Here is a 17,334-nt window from a genome sequence, read left to right on the forward strand (position 1 = left end):
CGCGCGGACGAAACCATGAAAACCTACGGCCTCACACCGGAACAGCAGGATGAAGCGCTCCGTATCCATGCGCAGAGCCTGGCCCTGGCCCCCTACCAGGCGGAGCTGATCAAGCTGCAGCAGCATATCGAACGTCACCGGCTGAAGATGATGGTGCTTTTCGAGGGGCGCGATGCGGCGGGCAAGGGGACGACCATCGGCAGTGTCAGCCGGTTCATGAATCCCAAGCATTACCGCATCGTCGCCCTGGGCAAGCCGACGGAGGAGGAGCGTTCCCAGTGGTACTTTCAGCGTTACATCAAGCACTTCCCCCATTTTGGCGAACTTGTCCTCTTTGACCGCAGCTGGTACAACCGGGCCATGGTCGAACCGGTTTTCGGTTTCTGCACGCCGCGCGAACATGCCCTTTTCCTCAAGCACGTCGTCCCGTTCGAGCAGGCATTGACCGAAGAGGGGATGCTCCTCGTCAAACTCTATTTCAGCGTCAGCAAACAGAAGCAGGCCCTGCGCTTCGAGCAGCGGCGCAGCGACCCGTTGCGGCGCTGGAAGCTCAGCGAGATCGATATGCAGGCGCAGAGCATGTGGGAGCAGTTTACGCAGATGAAGTACCAGATGTTGACGGTCACCGACCATGCGGCGGCCCCCTGGCATGTCATCCGTTCCAGCGACAAACACAGGGCGCGGCTCGAGACGATGAAGCTCCTGCTGCGGCAGGTCGATTACGAGGGGCGGGACGAGCGCCTCGTGTTCGCGCCGGATCCGAAAGTCTGTTTTTCCGGGCGGCAGGAGCTGGCCCTGATGGAAGCGCATGGCAAGGGGTACACTTCATGAGCGTGCCCGGATTCGAAGCTTTTCTTGACACCCTGAAATATCTTGTGAGGCGTCCCTCCGTCGTCGGGGCGGAACACCCCTTTTTCCTGACGCTCAAACGCGAGCTCGACGAGCTCGGGATCGACACGACCCTGTACGAGGGAGTGCTTTTCGCTAAGGGACGGCGGCCCGGGTCGGGGACGCTCTCGGCACATATCGACCGCCACGGCCTGATCTGTACGGGACCGAACGAGTTCCAGTACGCGGCGTTTCTGACCCAGAACCGTGCCGACCTGATCGGCAACTCGGTAGCGGAACAGACGATGAATACAATCTCGGAACGGTTCGCGGGGCAGGCGGTCCAGGCCTACGAGCCCCGGTCGGGAACCTACCTCGGGCTGGGGACGATTGAAAAGGCCTACATCTGCCCGCGGCGCAACAACCTGATCTTTGAGGTTCAAGGGTTGGAATACCTGTTGCCGGGGACGCCGGTCGCCTATGTCGATTCGCTCCGAAACAGCGACGGGATGCTTTCGGCCCAGCTCGATAACGTTATCAGCGCGGCACTGATCCTGCACCTCTACCGCTGCGGATACGAGGGGAGCGCCTTTTTCACCGCGCAGGAAGAATCGGGCAAAAGCTGGCGTTTCGTGCTGGAGTGGTACCGCCGTTTTGATGGGGAGACGGACCGGCTTCTGGTCCTGGACACCAGCCCTTTCCCCGACCGTGAAACGGCCGATGCGCAGGACATTGTGCTGCGTTACCGCGATGCAAACGCCCCGTTCAACAGGGCGTTTACGGAGGAGATCGCCGGACGGTGCGACCGCCTTGGGATCCGTTACGGCTTCAAAGACCGCTATATCGAGGCGCAGAATGCCGCTGCAGTGGCTACAGGCGGAACGGCGTCGTCGCTGGGGAGTACGGAGATGGGGCGGCTGGCTGCGGAAGGGACGCTGCAGGGGACGACCCTTCAGCTGCCGACGACCGGTTACCATACCGCGTCGGAAACGGTCCGTACGGAATCCGTCAGGAAGATGCTGGCACTGTTGACTGACCTCTACCTCTAGCGGCCGATCAGATCAGCGGAGGGTCCTGCAGCAGGGAAGGCATCGCTTCGCCGACGGCGCTCTCGTCGAGGGCCTCCAGGGCTTCGAGGTGGGAGATGGTGTGCGCTTTTTCCTTGGTGGCGATATGAAAGATCGCATCCCCCTCGTAGACCAGCGGGGTCTCCAGCCGTCCGATGATGATCCCGTCGAATTCGGCATGGACCTCGACCAACTCCTGCTGCAGCGGCACGTCGATCTGCGCCAGCAGCTCACCCTCCTGCACAAAACTTCCCGGCGCTTTGAAACTGCGCATCAGACCGCTTTGGGGTGAACGGAGCCATTTACTGCTGCTGACGGTGACGGTCGGCAGTTTCTTGGGGGTATAGGAGGTTTTCGGCAGCATCCCCAGGTGGCGCATGACGTGGACGATCCCTTTGAGTCCGGTACGGATGGAGAGCTCGTCGTAGCGCAGTGCCTCTCCCCCCTCATACAGCAGAATCGGCACCCCTTTTTCGACGGCGGCCTCGCGCAGGGAACCGTCACGCAGCGCCGAATGCATCAGCACGGGTGCACGGAACGCCTCGGCCATCGCCAGCGTCGTTTCATCCTCAAGATTGGCCCGCACCTGGGGGAAGTTCGAGCGGTGAACGGCACCGGTATGCAGGTCGATACCGGCATCGGATTTCTCAACGATCTCGTCCATAAAGGTTTTGGCGACTTTGGAAGCGAGGCTCCCTTTTTGCATGCCGGGGAAGGAACGGTTGAGATCGCGGCGGTCGGGGAGGTAGCGCGAGTGCTGGATCAGGCCGTAGGGGTTGACGACGGGAACGGCCAGGAGGGTGCCGCGGAGTTTGGCCATCTGGGGCAGCTGCAGCAGGCGCCGGATGATCTCGATACCGTTAAGTTCATCCCCGTGGATCGTCGCACTGACAAAGAGGGTCGGCCCCCTGCGTTTGCCCCGGATCACCTCGACCGGCATATCGATCCGTTTTTCGGAGTAGAGGGCGGGCAGGGGGATCGGGATGACTTTGCGCTCCCCTTTGGCGACGGTGGTACCTGCGATCTCGAACATCGTCACGCCCCTTTACATCGGTGAGAGCCTCGGCTTCTTGGCGCGGGGCTTGCTGCTGGCCTTTTCAAGGTGCTGGATAATCAGTCCGGCGATGTCCTTGCCGGAGGCCGTTTCGATGCCTTTGAGGCCGGGGGAGGAGTTGACCTCCATGATCAGCGGGCCGCGTTTGGAGCGGAGCATATCGACGCCGCACACCTGAAGGCCCATCGCCTTGGCGGCGGCAACGGCGGCTGCGCGTTCGTCCGGGGTGATCTTGATCATCCGGGCGCTGCCGCCGCGGTGCAGGTTGGAGCGGAACTCCCCCTCGGGTCCCTGGCGTTTCATCGCGGCAACAACCCTGTCGCCGATCACGAGGCAGCGGATATCCGCACCGCCCGCCTCCTTGATGAACTCCTGGACCATGATGTTGGCATTGAGCCCCATAAAGGCCTGGATAACGCTCTCGGCCGCCTTTTTTGTCTCGGCCAGGACGACCCCGATCCCCTGGGTCCCTTCGAGCAGCTTGATGACGACCGGGGCGCCCCCGACCATATTGAGCACGTCTTCGATGTCGTCGGGATTGCGGGCAAAGCCGGTGATCGGCATCCCGACCCCTTTGCGCGCGAGCAGCTGCATGGAGCGCAGCTTGTCCCGGGCGCGGCTGATGGCGATGGAGTCGTTGAGGGAGTGCAGCCCCATCACCTCGAACTGGCGCAGGACCGCCGTGCCGTAGAAGGTGATCGAGGCGCCGATGCGGGGGATGACGGCATCGAACCCGACGAGGTCCTCGCCCTTGTAGTGCATGGAGGGACGCTCGGAGGTGATATTCATATAGCAGCGCAGGGTGTCGATGACCTCCACCTCGTGTCCGCGTTCAAGGGCTGCTTCGACGAGGCGGCGGGTCGAGTAGAGATTCCTGTTGCGTGAAAGGATGGCAATTTTCATTCGGTAGGCTCCCCGGCAAGATAAGAGGCATCGGGATCGACGATGAAACGTTTCTCCATGGCACGGCGCCCCAGCAGCATCCGGAACACCATCGTGTCGCGGTTGGTCAGGGTGATCTCGGCGTCAAAGGTCTCATGCCCGATACGGATCGGCGTCAGGATGACGTAGCGCTCCTCCCGGTGACCGCCCGAATCGCTGACGGTGCGCACATCAAAGAGTTCGGCAACGCACTCGACGACCGTCTCCGTGTCGTTTTGATTCGGGTGCAGTCCGAACCGCACCATCTTTTTGCCCTCACGCGCGAAGGCTTCGACGTAAAAGGCATGGAGGGCGGACGTTTTGGCCCCGGTGTCGATTTTACAGTTGACGGCGTCGACGCCCAGTGCCGGCAGTCCGACCTGTTCGCGCCAGCCGATGACCCGTTTATCCTGCTTCATATGGTTTACTCTTGTCTCAAAGTTCAATCTTACCATTATAGGTCATGATTGATTAAGAAGAGGCCCCTTGGGCAAGGCGTTGCGCAGGGACTTGGTAAAGCTCTTGACCAGGTGCAGGGCATTGACGGTGATCGTCGTCATCTCCGAGGGGATGGCGGGGTTCTGGGCGATGGCCTCGATGACCGCCATGCTGTTCTTGTAGGAGTTCGCGACCCGCCGGTAGGTCTCTTCGAGCACCTCCCGTTCCGCTTCGGCACCCTGTGCGACCGCATGGTAGGTCAGTACGCTTTTGAGGATCTGGTACCGGAGATCTCTGTAGAAGGCCTGCTCCTCCGGAGACGCGGCATCGTAAAGGCGTTCGATGTCGTAGAGCATATCCTTGATCGCCTTGGCCGCCGTGGCGAGGTAGGCGATGGTGTGCTGCAGGTTCAGCAGCTGCACCTGCTTCTCCTCCTCGGGACAGTGGGGGGAGAGCAGGATGATGTAGCGGTAGATCTCACCCTCATGGCGCCGGATCTTGGCATAGAGGCGGTCAAAGACGATATCAAAATGTTTCTGCGGCGCTTCGAGGAGCTTGTCGACGGAGAGGCCCGCCTCGAACGCTTTGGGCGGTGAGATGTCGATGGCGAGCAGGGCGAACTCTTCGACCCGGTTCGAGAGGGCGTTGACCTCGTTTCTGAGCGCATCGATCGCCATGTCCGGGACCGTGACGGGGGCATTATGGATCCACTTGGTCACCTGCAGCGGTGTTTTCTTGAAGGTGCGTAGCAGCAGGCGTTCAAGCAGCGGGATGAAGGGGTACCAGAGCAGGACCCCGAGCAGGTTGAACAGGGTATGGAAGAGGGCGATTTTGACCACACCGTCTGCCGCGGCGGCAAAACGGTCGATCCCCCAGATCATCGCTCCCATCAGCATCATGGCCACTGCGGCCGTTGAAATATTGAAAAGCACATGGGCCAGGGCGGTCCGTTTTTTGTCCGGGGTGCCGCCGAGGGCACCGAGAATGGCCGTGACCGTGGTGCCGAGATTGGCTCCGATGACGAACGCGGCGGTGGCGGGAAAGCCGATAATGCCGCTGTAAAGCGCACTCTGGGCGATCGCGATCGCGGCGGAACTGGACTGGATCAGGCCCGTAAGGGCAAAACCGATCAGGACGAACAGGTAGGGGGGCCAGTTGTTGAAGGCCGTCAGTTCGACGGTGTCGGCAAAGCCGCTGAAACTCCCTTTCATCCCCTCGAGGCCCAGGAAGAGGAGCCCGAACCCGACCATGACGCCGAAATGTTTTTTCCAGCGGCTCTCCGGGGAGGCGAGGACGCCGCCGAGGCCCCCGATACCGATCAGCAGATACGAGAGCAGCCGGATATCGAGTTTGAAGCCGACCAGGGCGATGATCCAGGCCGTGACGGTGGTACCGAGGTTGGCGCCGAAGACGACGGCGATGGCGCCGCCCAGACTCATCAGCTGTGCCCCGACGAGCGACAGCGCCATCAGGGTGACGACCGAAGAGCTTTGAAAGAGGGCCGTCGCACCGAGCCCGGTCATCAGGCTGCGAAGCGGGGTGCCGGTCGCCCGCTGGACGATGCTCTTGAAGGCATGACCGGCGGACTGGCGGATCTGGCTCTCCAGATAGAGCATCCCGAAGAGAAACAGACCGAGCCCCGAGAACGCTTCCACCCAGAGGACGACAGAAGGCATACCGCTCCTTTTCGCACGATTTCAAGACAGTATAGCAAGATTACGCTCCGGCAACAATCGGCCTATTTTCGGGGGGCTGCTTAAACGGAAATAGGTTACTATTTGAGGTGAATTTAATGACGAGGTAGAAGAATGGCTACTGTATTGATTATCGGCGCGGGCGGGGTCGGCCGCGTGGTGACGCACAAGTGTGTTATGAACGGCGAAACGTTTACAAAGATCGTCCTGGCGAGCCGCAGACTCGAAAGCTGCAAGGCGATCGCGGACGAGCTCCCGGCCGGCGCGGTCGCGATTGAGCAGGTCAATGCGGACAGCGTCGAGGAGACGGCAGCCCTCATCCGGAAGGTCGGGGCGGACATCGTGATCAACGTGGCGCTTCCCTACCAGGACCTCTCCATTATGGATGCCTGTGTCGAGACGGGCGTCGACTACCTGGATACGGCCAACTACGAGCATCCGGACGAGGCGAAGTTTGAGTATAAAGAGCAGTGGGCCCGCGACGCGGCCTTCAAGCAGGCGGGGATCATGGGGCTGCTGGGCAGCGGCTTCGACCCGGGCGCGACCAACGTCTTCTGCGCCTACGCCCAGAAACACTATTTCGACGAGATTCATACCATCGATATCCTGGACTGCAACGCCGGCGACCACGGCTACCCATTTGCAACGAACTTCAACCCGGAGATCAACCTCCGCGAAGTCAGCGCGAAAGGGCGCTACTGGGAAGAGGGCGAGTGGATCGAGACGGATCCGATGCAGATCCACATGAGCTGGGATTACCCGGAGATCGGCCCGAAGGAGAGTTACCTGCTCTACCACGAGGAGATGGAGTCGCTCGTGAAGCATATCAAAGGCCTCAAGCGTATCCGCTTCTTCATGACCTTCGGCGAGAGCTACCTGACCCATATGAAGTGCCTCGAGAACGTCGGGATGCTGGGCATCGAACCGGTGGAGCACCAGGGGCAGAAGATCGTGCCGATCGAGTTCCTCCGCACCCTCCTGCCCGACCCCGCGACCCTGGGGCCGCGCACCAAGGGCAAGACGAATATCGGGATCGTCGCCGAAGGGCTCAAAGACGGCAAGAAACGGAAGGTCTACATCTACCAGGTGAAAGACCACGAGGCGTGCTACGCCGAGGTCAAATCACAGGGCGTCTCCTACACGACGGGCGTGCCGGCGATGATCGGTGCGAAACTGATGCTGGAGAAAAAGTGGTATCAGGAGGGGGTCTGGAACATGGAACAGTTCGACCCGGATCCGTTTATGGACGAAATGAACGCGCAGGGCTTACCGTGGAAAGTCCGGGAGCTGGACGCGTAAGGTTCGTTTCCGGTTCCTCCTCTTCGCAGGGGACCGGTTCGCGCTCCTCGCCCTCCACTTTGACCTCATTGAGGGCACACATCGGCTCTTCGGCCGCTTTCTTCTTCGCAGCTTCTTCCATCTTCTGCGCCACATACTCCGGGACAATATCGACCAGCGCAATCGGCGCATAGGAAGGGGTGTCGTAGGTATAGAGCTTATTGGCTTTCATGACATAGTAGAGTCGGGCGACGTATTCGTCGCGCAGTTCCGAGTAGCGGCGCAGGTAGCGCAGCAGCACGAAGGGGTTGTCCGTCTGGGTGCGGGCGCGGCGCAGCCCGCTGTAGGCGTACCCCTTGGCGATCATCGTAAAATAGCCGCGGATCGCATCATCGAGGGTGGCGAACTTCTTGACATAGATCGTTTTGGTGCCACGCTGCTCCGAGGCCGCGATACGGGGCTCGTGCTTGTTGTAGGACCAGATGCCGAATACGTTATTGGCCACTTTGAAGAAACGGGAGCTTCCCCACCCGGTCTCCAGGGCCGCCTGGGCGATCACGAGGCTGACGGGGTGTGTGTGCATACTGCGCAGAAGGCAGGGATAGCCGGTAACGTTGTAGCGCTGCATCTGCGCCTGGAGCCACGCGTCCTCGTCCGCCGAACGTTCCGGTTTGTCGATCAGCATTTTCGCCCGGGCGTATTCCGCATCCAGTTCGGCTTTGACGGCTTTGACGGCCGGAAGGATCTGTTGGATAAAGCGGGCTTTGCGTTCGCCGGCGCTCAGTGTCGGTACCGGTTTCGGTTTCGGTTTTTCGGCGACCGGTCTGCTCTCGATCGGGGCCTCAACTGGTTCATTTTCAACGGGGGAAGAGGTTATAATGTCGTAGAGTGAATAGAGGGTGACGGCGATAAAGACGAGCACAGCACCCAGAATAAATTTTTGCATGGACGAAATTATATCGAAAAGTAACACGATGAAAAAATATTATGACGTTGAAACACCGGTTTATATTTGCGAAGAGGCGCGTCTTGAGGCCAACCTCAAGCTCCTCGATCGTGTCCAGCGCGAGAGCGGTGCGAAGATCATCCTGGCGCTCAAGGGCTTTGCTATGTGGTCGACGTTCGAGCTCGTTGGGCGATACCTGCAGGGGTGTACGGCCAGCGGCCTGCACGAGGCGAAACTGGCCCGGGAAAAGATGGACAAAGAGGTGCATACCTACTCCCCGGCCTATAAAGCGCAGGAGATCGACGAGATCGCGGCGATCTCCGACCATATCGTCTTTAACTCCCCGGATCAGCTCGAACGCTTTTACGACCGTGTCAAAAGCGTCAACCCGAATCTTTCCGTCTCCCTGCGCGTCAATCCGGAGTACTCCTCGTCACCGGTCGATCTCTACAACCCCTGCGGGCTCTATAGCCGTCTGGGTACGACGGCGGCGAATTTCGACGCAACGCAGCTTGCCAAACTCGACGGGCTCAATTTCCATGCCCTGTGCGAACAGAACGTCGATGCGCTCGAGGGGGTCCTTGATGCCTTTGAAGCGAAGTTCGGCGCCTACATCGACGGGCTCGAGTACGTCAATTTCGGCGGGGGGCACCATATCACCCGCGCCGACTACGACGTCGATCGCCTGATCGAGGTCATACGCGCATTCCGGGAGCGCCACAACGGGGTTACAGTCTACCTCGAACCGGGCGAAGCGGTCGGTTGGCAGACCGGACCGCTGGTGGCGACGGTGCTTGACATCGTCCATAACGGGATGGATATCGCCATCCTCGACATCTCTGCCGAGGCACATATGCCCGACACCCTGGCTATGCCCTACCGCGCCGAGGTACGCGATGCTGCCGAGACCGGGGAGAAACCGTATACCTACCGCCTCGGCGGCAATACCTGTCTGGCCGGTGACATTATGGGCGACTACGCCTTTGACGCACCGCTGCAGGTCGGGGATCAGATCGTCTTCGAGGACCAGATCCACTACACCTTCGTCAAAAATACGACCTTCAACGGCGTGCAGCTTCCTGCACTGGCCATCCTGCGGCAAAACGGGGCGATGGAGATCGTCAAGCGCTTCGGCTACGAGACCTACCGCGACCGCCTCTCCTAAAAGAGCGATGCAGAGTGTCTAGAGCCTGCTGATATAGGGCTCGGCCTCTTTTTGCAGCATGCGCTCAAGCTCCTCTTCGCTCCGGTTCAGTGTCTCGCGGTAGATCTCGGGGGCGATCCGGATGAACACCGCGACGATCTCCGGATCGAAGTGGGTGCCGGCGTGGCTTTTGAGGTAGGCAAGGGAGGCGTCAAGCGCCATGGGTTCTTTATAGGGACGCCGTGAGCCCAGGGCGTCAAAGACGTCGGCCACGCTGAAGATGCGTGCCTCCAGGGGGATCGCACTGCCGCGCAGCCCCTTGGGATAACCGCTGCCGTCGTACTTTTCGTGGTGGCCTGCAATGACTCTCCCGGCTTTGGAAAGCCAGGTGACGTGACGGACAATCTCCAGTCCTCTCTCCACATGGCTTTTCATTAGCTCAAACTCCTCATCGCTCAATCGGCCCGGTTTCAGCAGGATCGCGTCCGGGATACCGATTTTGCCGACATCATGCAGATAGGCGCCGAGGATGATATTGGCAATGTGCTTTTCGCTGCAACACTGCAGGGCCTCGGCGAGCCTCAGCGTATAGTGCGTGACACGGTAACTGTGGCTTGAGGTTCCGCTGTCACGTTGTGCCACGGCACTGCCGAGTGCTGCGACGGTACCGAAATAGCTGTGGATCAATTCGCTGTTTTTTTGGCGCAGCTGCCGGTAATAGAGCAGAATCATCGGAAAAAGGGCGATGGCGAAAACTGCCCCGGTCGCGAGTACGAGCCAAAGGGCATTGGTATAGTGCTCACGCATCCGCCGGATGATGGTGCCATCGACGGGAAGAAGGCCGCGGAAAGCCCTGATGACGGGCTTGCCTAAAGGGTTCCTGATCTCGGCCGGTCCCGTGGCAAAGCGAAGGTAGGGGGTACCTCCGCGTTCGATCAGCGAAAAATCATCCGCTCCGGTTGTCGAGAGGACCGGCAGCGGTGTTTCAGGCTTCAGCACCGCCCATCTTTTGGATGCAAAGGCGTGGAGAAGATGGCCCTTCCCGTCATAGGCCTCGAAGTAGGGGATCTGCATCTGTTGCAGCACTTCACGCATCTCTTCACTGACTGTTTCGGACTCCTCCATCGACAGGTGTGCACGTACCTGCGTCATGACGTCCGCAAAGCGCTGGTTGACATAGTCCTCCAGACGTGCATGGTGCTGCTGATAAACGGTGGCGAGCATAAGGCCGATCACGATTAGGTAGGCGACGGTGATACGCAGGGCGAATGAGAGGAGCATAATACTTCATCTCCTGGAAGAGTCTGTTCCCCTCTATTGTAGCCAATTCGGGGTGGGAGCCGAAGGCCCCCTAGGGAAGGGCGACGACGTAGACCTGCCCTTTACGGTAGAGGTAGACACGTTTGAGCTGCCCCTTGGCATTTTTGCGTGCTTTGGCCAGGGAGACGATATCGGTGACGGGGGTGTTTTCCAGCTGGACGATGATGTCCCCGGGCCGGACCCCCTGCATGGCCGCATCCCCCTCGGAATCGACCTCGGTAATGAGGACACCCTCGACATCGTCGGGGATCCGCAGGCGGTAGCGCTGCTGCGCGTCCAGGTTCTGCAGGCTCAGCCCTTCGAAGATGCTCTCGGTGTCGTTTTGGGCCTGCTCACCCAGGTCGGTCAGGTCGACATAGACGCTGTCGGTGTCGCCGTCGCGCTCATAGGTGATTTTGACGCGGCTGCCGGGGCGGTACATCCCGACGGTGTTTTTGAGGTCGGCGGCATTTTTGATCGTGTGACTGTCGACGGCAACAATGAGGTCACCCCGTTTCAGCCCCGCTTTGGCCGCCGGCGAATCGGCAACGATGTCGTTGAGCAGGCCCCCCTGTTCATGTTGATAGAGGGAGTGCAGCTCTTTGGTCAGGTCGCCGATGCTGACGCCGAGGTACCCCCGCGTGACGCTGCCGTCTTCGATCAGCTTCTTGGCAATGCTTTTGACCATGTCGACCTCGATGGCAAAGCCGATCCCGTTGTTGCCGCCGCTGCGGGTGATGATGGCGGAGTTGATCCCGATCAGCGCCCCGCGGCTGTCCACCAGTGCCCCGCCGGAGTTGCCGGGGTTGATGGAGGCGTCGGTCTGGATGAAGTTCTCGTATTCGTTGATCCCGATGCCGCTTTTATGCTGGGCCGAGACGATCCCCTGCGAAACGCTGAGGCCGACGCCGAAGGGGTTGCCGATGGCAAAGACGATATCCCCGATCTTCAGCTCGGCGGAGCTCCCCATCCGGATCGGTGTGAGCCCCTCCGCATCGATACGGATCACGGCAATATCGGACTTGGGGTCGCTGCCGACGAGCTTGGCACGGTACTCTTTTTGCGAACCGGGGAGCTTGACCATGATGGTGTCGGCATCTTCGACGACGTGGTTGTTGGTGACGATATAGCCGTCCCCGGTGACGATCACGCCCGAACCGAGGCTCTGGCGGTGCGGGTTGGGGTTGTAGCGGCGGCCGAAGAACTGTTCGAAGAACGGGTGCATCTGCTGCATGTATTTCTGCGAGCGCGTCTGTTTCGACGAGATGTAGACGATGGAGGCTTTCGCCTGTTCAACGGCCGGGCTGAACGAGAGGACCTCGTTGGGGCCGTTGGGCATCATCCGCTTGGTCACCGGGGGCATTTCGTCAAAGGTGACGGCCGCGGCCTGGAGGGTCAGCACGGCGGAAAGAATGGAACTGATCAGTAGGTGTTTTCTGGGCATCAATCATCCTTTGAATGAAATATCCCAAGTATAGAATGCGCTATTTAATCGTGTGTAAACGGTGCGCTATTCGTAGCGGAAGAGGTCGGAGTTGCTGTAGGTGGAGTCTTCGGAGATATAGGCGTCCGGGTGGGCGTCAAGAATCTTTTTCGCCTCTTCGGTGCTCGTACATTTCCCCAGGAGTTCTTCGTACTCAAAAGGGCCGCTGGAAAGCGTGACTTTTTTGCGCTGTTTGATGATGTAGATATGCTGCCGGGATTTTTCTGTGCCCATCGGTCAACCCTGAAAAAATTTTGTCTGCGTAAATTTTATAGGGAAAGTGTCAATTTAATATCACAATTTATTATAAAAACAGTGCGGGGCTACCCGAGGAGCCTCAGGGCCGCATCGACGGCGTTGCGGTAGCTGCTCAGGCGCGCCTTGCCCCGGTAGGCGATATCGAACGCGGTGCCGTGGTCGACGGAGGTGCGGACGATGGGGAGGTTGAGGGAGATGTTGACACTCTCATCGAAATAGAGTGCCTTGAGGGGGGCAAGCCCCTGGTCGTGGTACATCGCCACGATGTGACGGTGCTCGGTGCGGAAGTGCGGCGTGAATGCGGCATCGGGAACGACCGGTCCGAAAAAGGGACGTCCGTCGCACTCAAATCCTTTGGCCTCGATGGTGTCGTTGGCGAGGGCGATGGCCGCCTCGATCTCGCGCTCCTCGTGCCCGAGCACGCCGTTGTCCCCGGCGTGGGGATTGAGCCCCAGGACAGCGATGTCTTCAAAACCGGTGGCGCGGTAGAGGTCGAGGAGAAAACGGGCCAGGGCGTTGCGCTCGATCTTGGAGGGCACCTCATTGAGCGGGAGGTGCTCGGTATAGAGGGCGACGTAGAGCTGACTGCACCCCAGCATCATGATCGCGTCCTGCTCGAAATGGTCCCGGAGCAGGTCGGTGTGGCCTTTGTAGGTGATGCCGGCCTGCATCCACGCCTCCTTGTGGATCGGAAGGGTGACGATCGCATCCGTGTCGCCGCTTTCGGTGAGGGCGATCGCCTTGACAAAGGAGGCGTGGCTGTAGCGGCCGGCATCGGCGCTGACGACTCCGGGCTGAATGGGGGAGGGAAGCCCGAGCGGCACCATGGTGAAATCGTCTGGCAGCTGCATGCCCAGCAGCGATGCGGCCTGCTCCATCACCTCGGGATCAACGCAGTAATAGGGGTGGCATACGTCGGCGATCTGCGGATGGGTCCGCAGCGCGATCTCGGGTCCGACACCGTTCGGGTCGCCGATGCTGATGGCAAGGCGCGGCAGGCTCATCGGACCAGCAGCGCTTTCATATCGCGCACGGCGGCACTGAGCCCGGAAAAGACGGAACGTGCAATGATGCTCTGGCCGATATTGAGTTCCGTGATCTCCGCAATGGCCGTGATGGCCTGCACGTTGTGGTAGTTCAGACCATGGCCCGCGGCGACTTCGAGGCCGATGGCATGGGCATGCTCCGCACTCTGGCGCAGGGCGTCGATCGCGGCTTCGAGGCGGCGCTGCAGGTCGTCACGGGGCAGTTCGAGGTCGGGAATGCTGTGGCGGGTGTAGGGCAGCGCGGAATGGAGCATCGCATAGATGTTGGCGTAGGTCCCGGTGTGCAGTTCGACCATCTCCGCTTCCAGGGCCTTGGACTGCTCCATGATATGTGCGGAAGGGTCGACGAAGAGCGATACCGCGATCCCGGCGTCATGCAGCTGGTCGATCGCATCGGAGACGGCGGTGCTCTGGCCGATGATATCCAGACCGCCCTCGGTGGTCACCTCTTCACGGTTCTCCGGAACGAGCGTGGCGCGGTGGGGGCGCAGTTCGCAGACGATGTCGATGATCGACTGGTTGATCGAACACTCCAGATTGACCGGCAGCGGTGAGGAGGCGATGATCTTCTGGGCGTCGTCATCATTGATGTGACGGCGGTCCTCGCGGAGGTGGATGGTGATCTGGTCCGCGCCGCTCTGGGCGCAGGGGGCCAGGGCCATCAGCGGATCGGGGTCATTGATGCGGCGTGCTTCGCGCAGGACGGCGATATGGTCGATATTGACGCCGAGCTGGATAGGGCGGTGATCCTGGGGCATGAAACTCTCTCTCCTCTATTTACAGAGTAATGAAATCATACCCAAATTAACGGATAAAATCGGTTAGATGCCAAAGGGGTGGGGCGGCTGCCTGAGCAAACACAAAAGTTGTGACTGTTTTTATTAGTGACCATTTTTTAATCACCCGGTTGCTTGACCTGGGTGATAAAAGTGTTATACTGACACCCAGAAAGCATGTCACGAGGTTGTCAAACCTCACCACTGTCCACAATAGGCGGCTAGGGTTCCGGCGGGTTACCGTGTCTGGTCCGAGAGCTGTCGACCTCTTGAGTAGGGGTTACACGGAGGGATAAAAGCCCGGGAGGTTTCAACCTCTTGGCGTGTTTAATCCATTACCTACTCAGGAGATTTACATGAAATCTATTTTCAAATCTACCTCAAAACTCTTAGTTGCCGCTACGATGGTCATGGGCCTTGGTGCCTCTTCGCTGATGGCGGAAGTCAAAGATAAGTTTCAGGTCTCCTGGACGATCTATGTCGGTTGGATGCCCTGGGATTACGCCCAGCAAAAAGGGATCATCGACAAGTGGGCCAAAAAATACGGCATCGAGATCGAAATGGTCCAGGTCAACGACTATATCGAATCAATCAACCAATATACTGCAGGAAAATTTGACGGCTGTCTCATGACGAACATGGACGCCCTGACGATCCCGGCTGCCGGCGGCGTTGACTCTACGGCGGTCATCATGGGTGACTACTCCAACGGGAACGACGGTATCCTCCTTAAAAACAAGAAAAGCCTTGCCGACATCAAAGGCCAGACGGTCAACCTCGTCGAACTTTCCGTCTCACACTACCTGCTGGCGCGTGCGCTTGAATCGGTCAACCTGAGCGAAAAAGATGTCAAGGTCCTCAACACCTCCGACGCCGACATGGTTGCGGCATGGGGTACAAAAGACGTGACGGCGATGACGACATGGAACCCGCAGCTCAGCGAGATCATGGCGACGAATAAAGATGCGAACCTTGTTTTCGACTCCAGCAAGACGCCGGGCGAGATCATCGACATGCTCGTCATCAACACCGAAACCCTCAAAGACAACCCGAAACTCGCCAAAGCACTGACCGGTGCATGGTTCGAAGTAATGGCACTCATGAAAAAGGGCGACGAAGCGGCACTGACCTTTATGGCGCAGGCTTCCGGTACCGACCTTGCGGGTTATAAAAGCCAGCTTGATTCTACGATGATGTTCTATGCTCCGGCGGACCTGCTTGCCTTTACGACCAGCGACGAGATCCCGGCGACCATGAAAAAAGTCAGCGAGTTCTCTTTTGATCACGGCATCCTCGGAGAAGGTGCGCCTGACGCCGAGTTCATTGGTATGGAGTTCCCGGGCGGCAAAACGTTCGGTGATCCGAAAAACATCAAGCTCCGCTTCGACGACACCTATGTCAAAATGGCCGCCGAAGGGAAACTGTAAGGTCCTCTCATGAAACGTTTAATGAACCTCAGACCGTCGAAGCAGTCCCTCTTTTTCCTGGGGCTGCTGCCATTCGTCCTGATCGCGCTTCTCTATCTGGGAGCGTCGGAAGTCCGCCTGGCGGAAAATCCGAACGACAAACTGCTGCCCTCCATGAGCAGCTTTGCCGAAGCGATCGACCGCATGGCGTTTGAACCGAGCAAGCGTACCGGCGAATACCTCTTCGCCCGGGATACGGTTGCCTCGCTCGAGCGCCTCGGCCTCGGTGTGCTCATCAGTGCCGTGCTCGCACTGCTGATGGGGATCCCGCTGGGGTTCATTCCCTTCGTTCGTGCGGGCCTTTCGCCCTTCGTCGCGGCCTTTTCCATGGTGCCGCCAATGGCTATTTTGCCCATCTTATTCATTATCTTCGGTATGGGTGAGCTGGCTAAAGTAGCACTGATCGTCATCGGGGTGACCCCGCTGATCGTCCGCGACCTGCAGCAGCGGGTCATGGAGATCCCGGCCGAGCAGCTGATCAAGGCGCAGACCCTGGGCGGATCGTCCTGGACGATTGTCCTGCGCGTCGTGCTGCCGCAGATCTTCCCGCGCCTGCTCGATGCGGTGCGTCTCACCATGGGGACGGCGTGGATCTTCCTGATCTCCGCCGAGGCGATTTCGGCCACGGAAGGACTGGGGTACCGGATCTTCCTGGTACGCCGTTACCTGTCGATGGATGTGATCTTGCCGTATGTGGCCTGGATCACCTTCCTCGCCTTTTTATTTGATTACCTGCTCAAGCGGATCACTTACAAGGTGTTCCCGTGGTATGACGCAGGAAAGGAGCGCTCATGAGCCTCGTCACCGTCAAAAACCTCTGGAAAGAGTACGGCGACAACGTCGTACTGGAAAACCTGAGCCTGAACATCGAAGCGGGCGAATTCTGTACGCTCGTCGGACCGTCGGGCTGCGGGAAAACGACCTTTCTGAAGATGCTGCTGGGACAGGAGAACCCGACCCGCGGCACCTTCTTGCTCGACGGGAAACCGTTCCCGGAAGAGCCGGGCGTGGACCGGGGGATCGTCTTCCAGCGCTATTCGGTCTTTTCGCACCTGAGTGTGCTGAAAAACGTCATGCTCGGGATCGAGTTTGAAAAGGCCCCGCTCTCGGGCCGCCTCTTCGGTCCGGCCCGCAAGGCGGCGGAAGCCGAAGCGATGGCGATGCTTGAAGCCGTCGGCCTCGGCGACGCGGCCAAAAAGTACCCCAGCGAACTCTCCGGGGGGATGCAGCAGCGTCTCTCCATTGCGCAATCCCTGGTGAAAAAGCCGAAGATCCTGCTACTGGACGAACCCTTCGGTGCCCTCGACCCGGGGATCCGCGCCGATATGCACGCGCTGATCCTCGACCTGTGGGAGAAGAACAACCTCACCGTTGTTATGGTCACCCATGACCTCCATGAGGGGTTCTACCTCGGTACGCGGCTGCTGGTCTTTGACAAGGTCCGCCACGACCCGCAGGCTCCCAATGCCTACGGGGCGCGCATCACCTACGACATCCCTGTCGGGGATACGCGCGAATCCGTACTTGAAGAGATTGATAAAACCATCAAGGTTTGATCCAGACAAGGAAGAGCAGATCTTCCAGTGCCGCAGGACGACTTGCGGCATCATGACGCGCGGGACGGCCCGAATACTTT

General features: G+C 59.5%; 17 protein-coding genes and 1 riboswitch. Of the genes, 7 read left to right on the forward strand and 10 right to left on the reverse strand.

Going from position 1 to position 17,334, the window contains the following annotated elements:
• The first annotated feature begins 15 nt into the window (after positions 1-15).
• Positions 16-831 carry a polyphosphate kinase 2 gene (ppk2, locus tag ACXWTF_RS06140; protein WP_461714125.1) on the forward strand — a complete coding sequence of 272 codons (816 nt, stop codon included), beginning with the start codon at positions 16-18 and terminating at the stop codon, positions 829-831.
• On the forward strand, positions 828-1,877 hold the full coding sequence (locus ACXWTF_RS06145; protein WP_461714126.1) for a peptidase M42: 1,050 nt from the start codon (positions 828-830) through the stop codon (positions 1,875-1,877). The genes ppk2 and ACXWTF_RS06145 overlap by 4 nt, the downstream gene beginning before the upstream one ends.
• A 7-nt stretch (positions 1,878-1,884) precedes the next feature.
• On the opposite strand, the gene ACXWTF_RS06150 is transcribed toward ACXWTF_RS06145, so the two are convergent.
• From ACXWTF_RS06150 to ACXWTF_RS06165, 4 genes are read right to left on the reverse strand one after another with little or no spacing between them, the layout of a single operon-like run.
• Positions 1,885-2,928, reverse strand: a complete 1,044-nt coding sequence (locus ACXWTF_RS06150) for a succinylglutamate desuccinylase/aspartoacylase family protein (RefSeq protein ID WP_461714127.1) — start codon at positions 2,926-2,928, stop codon at positions 1,885-1,887.
• A 12-nt stretch (positions 2,929-2,940) separates the two neighbouring features.
• Positions 2,941-3,852, reverse strand: coding sequence for a 30S ribosomal protein S6--L-glutamate ligase (gene rimK / locus ACXWTF_RS06155; protein WP_461714128.1), 912 nt, complete (start codon positions 3,850-3,852; stop codon positions 2,941-2,943).
• The gene (locus ACXWTF_RS06160; RefSeq protein ID WP_461714129.1) at positions 3,849-4,289 is read right to left on the reverse strand and encodes an ATP-dependent zinc protease family protein; all 441 of its coding nucleotides are present in this window, start codon (positions 4,287-4,289) and stop codon (positions 3,849-3,851) included. The genes rimK and ACXWTF_RS06160 overlap by 4 nt, the downstream gene beginning before the upstream one ends.
• Before the next feature lie 42 nt (positions 4,290-4,331).
• On the reverse strand, positions 4,332-5,984 hold the full coding sequence (locus tag ACXWTF_RS06165; protein ID WP_461714130.1) for a Na/Pi cotransporter family protein: 1,653 nt from the start codon (positions 5,982-5,984) through the stop codon (positions 4,332-4,334).
• A 132-nt stretch (positions 5,985-6,116) separates the two neighbouring features.
• Between ACXWTF_RS06165 and ACXWTF_RS06170 the strand changes: the two genes are divergently transcribed.
• Positions 6,117-7,301 (forward strand): saccharopine dehydrogenase family protein, encoded by a 1,185-nt coding sequence (locus tag ACXWTF_RS06170; protein ID WP_461714131.1) that lies wholly within the window; start codon positions 6,117-6,119, stop codon positions 7,299-7,301.
• Here ACXWTF_RS06170 and ACXWTF_RS06175 read toward each other — a convergent pair.
• On the reverse strand, positions 7,243-8,226 hold the full coding sequence (locus ACXWTF_RS06175; protein WP_461714132.1) for a glucosaminidase domain-containing protein: 984 nt from the start codon (positions 8,224-8,226) through the stop codon (positions 7,243-7,245). The genes ACXWTF_RS06170 and ACXWTF_RS06175 overlap by 59 nt on opposite strands.
• A gap of 28 nt (positions 8,227-8,254) precedes the next feature.
• Between ACXWTF_RS06175 and nspC the strand changes: the two genes are divergently transcribed.
• Positions 8,255-9,391, forward strand: coding sequence for a carboxynorspermidine decarboxylase (nspC, locus tag ACXWTF_RS06180; protein ID WP_461714133.1), 1,137 nt, complete (start codon positions 8,255-8,257; stop codon positions 9,389-9,391).
• 18 nt (positions 9,392-9,409) lie between these two features.
• On the opposite strand, the gene ACXWTF_RS06185 is transcribed toward nspC, so the two are convergent.
• From ACXWTF_RS06185 to ACXWTF_RS06205, 5 genes are all read right to left on the reverse strand, one after another.
• Positions 9,410-10,651: an HD-GYP domain-containing protein gene (locus ACXWTF_RS06185; RefSeq protein ID WP_461714134.1), complete on the reverse strand. Its 1,242-nt coding sequence runs from the start codon at positions 10,649-10,651 to the stop codon at positions 9,410-9,412.
• Between the two features lie 70 nt (positions 10,652-10,721).
• Complete coding sequence (locus ACXWTF_RS06190; RefSeq protein ID WP_461714135.1) at positions 10,722-12,113, reverse strand: Do family serine endopeptidase; 1,392 nt, start codon at positions 12,111-12,113, stop codon at positions 10,722-10,724.
• Between the two features lie 66 nt (positions 12,114-12,179).
• Entirely contained in the window at positions 12,180-12,386 is a 207-nt protein-coding gene (locus tag ACXWTF_RS06195) for a hypothetical protein (protein ID WP_461714136.1), read from the reverse strand.
• Between the two features lie 89 nt (positions 12,387-12,475).
• Entirely contained in the window at positions 12,476-13,414 is a 939-nt protein-coding gene (gene pdxA, locus ACXWTF_RS06200; protein ID WP_461714137.1) for a 4-hydroxythreonine-4-phosphate dehydrogenase, read from the reverse strand.
• Entirely contained in the window at positions 13,411-14,193 is a 783-nt protein-coding gene (locus tag ACXWTF_RS06205; protein ID WP_461714574.1) for a pyridoxine 5'-phosphate synthase, read from the reverse strand. Before ACXWTF_RS06205 ends, pdxA begins: the two co-directional genes overlap by 4 nt.
• A 249-nt stretch (positions 14,194-14,442) precedes the next feature.
• Positions 14,443-14,541: riboswitch (guanidine-I (ykkC/yxkD leader) on the forward strand.
• A 47-nt stretch (positions 14,542-14,588) separates the two neighbouring features.
• On the opposite strand from ACXWTF_RS06205, the gene ACXWTF_RS06210 reads away from it, so the two are divergent.
• The 3 genes from ACXWTF_RS06210 to ACXWTF_RS06220 are packed head-to-tail and all read left to right on the forward strand — an operon-like array spanning position 14,589 to position 17,254.
• Positions 14,589-15,659, forward strand: a complete 1,071-nt coding sequence (locus ACXWTF_RS06210; RefSeq protein ID WP_461714138.1) for a putative urea ABC transporter substrate-binding protein — start codon at positions 14,589-14,591, stop codon at positions 15,657-15,659.
• Between the two features lie 9 nt (positions 15,660-15,668).
• Entirely contained in the window at positions 15,669-16,493 is an 825-nt protein-coding gene (locus tag ACXWTF_RS06215; RefSeq protein ID WP_461714139.1) for an ABC transporter permease, read from the forward strand.
• Positions 16,490-17,254 carry an ABC transporter ATP-binding protein gene (locus tag ACXWTF_RS06220; RefSeq protein WP_461714140.1) on the forward strand — a complete coding sequence of 255 codons (765 nt, stop codon included), beginning with the start codon at positions 16,490-16,492 and terminating at the stop codon, positions 17,252-17,254. Before ACXWTF_RS06215 ends, ACXWTF_RS06220 begins: the two co-directional genes overlap by 4 nt.
• Positions 17,255-17,334 lie beyond the last annotated feature (80 nt).

It is taken from the genome of Thiomicrolovo sp. ZZH C-3 (genome assembly GCF_054862725.1).